Below are 3,186 nucleotides of genomic sequence, written 5' to 3' on the forward strand. Positions count from 1 at the left end.
ACCATTGGTCGTTGTATATACCATGCGCGGTGAGGTGATTCGATTAATTTCTGCTCGTCGCGCCACAAAACAGGAGACAAAAGCTTATGAGAAAGGAATATGATTTTTCTAAAGGAAAACGAGGAGCGGTAATTCCTTCTAAAGGAAAAACACGCATTACTATTTATCTCGATGATGATATTCTTGCCAATTTTCGAGAACAGGCCGAAACGGCTGGAATTGGTTATCAGACTCTGATAAATGAGGCTTTAAAAAAACATCTCCTACTGCCAAATGAGCAACCTCTCACCCAAGGGGATTTACGCCGTATTCTTCGTGAAGAATTATCAGATAAAGTAGGGTGGGCAAATGGACATGATTGATGATCAATTGGTTAATGGTTGATGATTTGCCCACCCTACGCCTGGGAACAGCGGATCTGGTAACAGTGCGATCGCCGGTTTGGGAAAATGGAAGAGCGATCGGGCCGGGATAATGTCAGTAGTAGTAGGGTGGGCAAATGGACTAGATTGATGATCAATTGGTTAATGGTTGATGATTTGCCCACCCTACCCCACTGAGTGCGTTCGCGTAGCGTGGCCTACGGCCAATCGCACTATAATCTTTGATGAGCGCGGTGGGAGGATGTCAAAGTGCTACAATTTCGATCAATACGGTTTCGCAAAAACAACCCATGACTAAATTAATCCAAGAAACCTTTGAGGAGATCGCACAGCTAAAGGAAGAACAACAAAACGCCCTAGCCATTTATTTACAAAAACACCTCGCGCTTATTTTGCTTCAAGCTGAAAGAGAGAAACGAATTGAAGAGAACACTTATACAATTAACGACTTCAATGAAGAGACCCAACAAGCGATTATAAATATTGAAGAACCAAAAAACTTGACCGTTTGTGCCAATAAAGAATCTCTCTACAATGAACTGGGAATTTAATGCTATCACCTATTTTTGAAAACCGCTTTAATAAAGCGATCGCTGATAAAGTAGGGTGGGCAAATTGACATGATAACTGCTCAGATTGCAAAACTATCGGAATTTGCCCACCCTACCCGACTATTTTGTTGCTTAATTTAGGCTACAGAAGCGTGGCAAAAATATGGAAAAGCTTAAATCCGTTATTGAGAACTTATTAGAGAGAAAAGAACTAGAACCCAAATACAAAGATCATGCCTTAACAGGAAATTGGAGTGGATACCGAGATTGTCATATCGAACCAGACTGGATTTTAATCTACAAAACCTCTGAAACCAATCTTTTTCTGGTTCGTTCCGGTTCCCATGCAGATTTATTCTAAATGATCATGAATTTGGAAGTGCGTTCGCGAAGCGTGGCCGTAGGCCAATCGCTCTTGTAGTAGGGTGGGCAAATGGACATGATTGATGATGAAATTGCCAAACTATCATTTTTTGCCCACCCTACCCTACGGAATGGGTACTGTAACAGCGGATCTGGGAACAGCAGATCTGGGAACAGGGAACTCAGAAGAGGGAACAGTGCGATCGCGTAGCGTGGCCTACGGCCAATCGCTGATCTTGTCGGGTGGGCAAATGGACATGATTGGTGCTCAAATGGTATTAATTTGATGATTTGCCCACCCTACGCCACATTCATAATTTGCCCACCCTACTCCCTGTTGATTTTGATAAAATAGTAGTAGGGTGGGCAAATGGACATGATTGGTGAGGAAATTGTATTAATTTGATATATTGCCCACCTTACTTGTAGGCGTAGGGTGGGCAAATGGACATGATTGGTGATCAATTGGTATTACTTTGATGATTTGCCCACCCTACTCAGGTCGCGATCGCACTACCCCGATGTAAGTTAGGCAAATGGACATGATTGGTGATGAAATAGTATTAATTTGATATATTGCCCACCCTACTCAGGTTGTAGGGTGGGCAAATGGACATGATTGGTGATCAATTGGTATTACTAGGATAATTTGCCCACCCTACTAGAGTAGCGATCGCTACCCTAGAAGAGACAATGCTGTTTGTGGTGGATCGAGACAATTTACAAAGTCTTTTGGCTAAGCACGAAGAATTAGCTGACCGAATTTCTGAAGAATTATCCAAACGTCAAGAGACATTGGAACGCTTAGGAATAACCGTCAGTGCCACAGAGGAAGACGAAACTCCTTTCGCCGAGATTCGCAAACGTATTAAATCAATTTTTGGTATTTAAAACCGATTCAGTTATTATACCAAAGGGAACAGGGAACAGCGGATCTGGGAACAGGGAGTAGGGAGTAGGGAGTAGGGAAAAGGGAACAAAAATTATCACAATTCATTTAGGATTGGTATAGTCATCAAAACAACTCTCATGAATCAACACAATCAGGATAATCAGTATCTACCACACCCCTCAATTGATGAGTCAGCTCAGCTTCCTAGCTCCTTTGTCGAAGCAGTCACTAGGGTGAAAACCTTTGCTCTGCTGGAAATGGAAAAAGAAACGGAGCGAAAACAGCTTTACTATCATACTTGTGACCATGTTAATGGAGTGCAGCGTAGAGCTGATCGGATTTTCCAAGCCATCAGACCCTATTGGGAAGCCGGTCTGGACAATGATATAGCACCAGACTATCTGAGCAGAATGAAACAGTTAATCGATCTGTGCGCCATTGCTCACGATATGGTGCAAGAGTTTGTCCCTCAAATCCAACCCTATATCTCTAGACGGCGAGAAAGTGGTGTGAGCGAAGCTGCTACAATTACTAAGCTTTTGGATTACATCAAAAATCAGAATGAATGGATAAGTAAGCAAACTCCTAACCATCTGGCCTTGTTTACCGATTCAGATGTACAAATCATTACAGAAGCCATTAACGCTACCATTTGTTACTATGATACTTCAGACAATACCATTTACCAGCCTGACCTCTACTCTTCTGATAAAAACCTATCTCTGGTAGCTCGGATTATTGCTTTGGCTGATTTAGGCACTTTGGGCATGGAAGGGATTGAAGCATTTAACGAGGAAGGCAGTCTGCTATTTCTAGAAGAAAATCCTGATATTATTCCAATAATTTTGAATCACGATCTTCCCGATTCCCAAGCTATCGATAAACAAACGCTTTATGAAAATCTTAGACAACGGCTTCTGAAAAGGACTCGCTTTCAAGTCAATTTTGCTAAGGGACGAATGGCTAGATTGGCTCGTGAACTTAAAGGGTTGACCGC

The 3,186-nt window shown here is 42.2% G+C and carries 5 protein-coding genes and 1 pseudogene; all 6 read left to right on the plus strand.

From position 1 onward, the window contains the following. Positions 1–86 precede the first annotated feature (86 nt). A complete protein-coding gene (locus F6K53_RS36125; protein ID WP_293045913.1) occupies positions 87–362 on the plus strand; it encodes a BrnA antitoxin family protein in 276 nt (91 codons plus the stop codon). 245 nt (positions 363–607) lie between these two features. After that, complete coding sequence (locus F6K53_RS36130) at positions 608–934, plus strand: hypothetical protein (protein ID WP_293045911.1); 327 nt, start codon at positions 608–610, stop codon at positions 932–934. Between the two features lie 151 nt (positions 935–1,085). Continuing rightward, positions 1,086–1,295: pseudogene (locus F6K53_RS36135) on the plus strand (type II toxin-antitoxin system YafQ family toxin); the annotation flags it as partial. 85 nt (positions 1,296–1,380) lie between these two features. After that, positions 1,381–1,584: a hypothetical protein gene (locus F6K53_RS36140; protein WP_293029737.1), complete on the plus strand. Its 204-nt coding sequence runs from the start codon at positions 1,381–1,383 to the stop codon at positions 1,582–1,584. Positions 1,585–1,990: 406 nt separating this feature from the next. Next, the gene (locus F6K53_RS36145) at positions 1,991–2,188 is read left to right on the plus strand and encodes a hypothetical protein (RefSeq protein WP_293029734.1); all 198 of its coding nucleotides are present in this window, start codon (positions 1,991–1,993) and stop codon (positions 2,186–2,188) included. A gap of 138 nt (positions 2,189–2,326) precedes the next feature. Then, on the plus strand, positions 2,327–3,186 hold an 860-nt coding region (locus F6K53_RS36150; RefSeq protein WP_293084240.1), incomplete at its 3' end, for a hypothetical protein.

This window comes from Moorena sp. SIO4A1, from assembly GCF_010672065.1.
Lineage (GTDB): Bacteria > Cyanobacteriota > Cyanobacteriia > Cyanobacteriales > Coleofasciculaceae > Moorena.

What these genes read in the sequence shown, in the direction of transcription:
- F6K53_RS36145 (WP_293029734.1), top strand. Translation starts at nt 1,991, where the DNA reads ATGCTGTTTGTGGTGGATCGAGACAATTTACAAAGTCTTTTGGCTAAG.
- F6K53_RS36140 (WP_293029737.1), top strand. Translation starts at nt 1,381, where the DNA reads ATGATGAAATTGCCAAACTATCATTTTTTGCCCACCCTACCCTACGGA.
- F6K53_RS36130 (WP_293045911.1), top strand. Translation starts at nt 608, where the DNA reads ATGAGCGCGGTGGGAGGATGTCAAAGTGCTACAATTTCGATCAATACG.
- F6K53_RS36125 (WP_293045913.1), top strand. Translation starts at nt 87, where the DNA reads ATGAGAAAGGAATATGATTTTTCTAAAGGAAAACGAGGAGCGGTAATT.